The sequence below is a fragment of the Pseudomonas sp. S36 genome, assembly GCF_016647875.1.
Classification (GTDB): Bacteria; Pseudomonadota; Gammaproteobacteria; order Pseudomonadales; family Pseudomonadaceae; genus Aquipseudomonas; species Aquipseudomonas parafulva.
In genome coordinates this window covers 1-244 of sequence record NZ_JACVVG010000122.1, presented here as the reverse complement: position 1 = coordinate 244, position 244 = coordinate 1, and the positions used below count along the sequence as shown (strand labels likewise).

Below are 244 nucleotides of genomic sequence, written 5' to 3'. Positions count from 1 at the left end.
CCCGGCTCAAACGCCGGTCACTGTGACCCTGTCCAACGGCCAGGTCATTACTGTTGAAGCGGGCAAAACTCAGGGCAGCATCGACTTCCAAACCCCGCCGAACGATGTGTATAACAACGGCTCGACGGTTAGCGTCACCATCAAAGACGCCTCGGGCGGCAACTTCGAACAGCTGGCGCCAAACCCAACTCCGGCCGTCACCACGATCAATGATTCGATCGACACTACCACCGCGACCCTGACG

The 244-nt window shown here is 59.0% G+C and carries 1 protein-coding gene; it reads left to right on the top strand.

The features are described 5' to 3' along the window. On the top strand, window positions 1-244 hold a 244-nt coding region (locus IAE36_RS23545; RefSeq protein WP_328822879.1), incomplete at both ends, for an immunoglobulin-like domain-containing protein.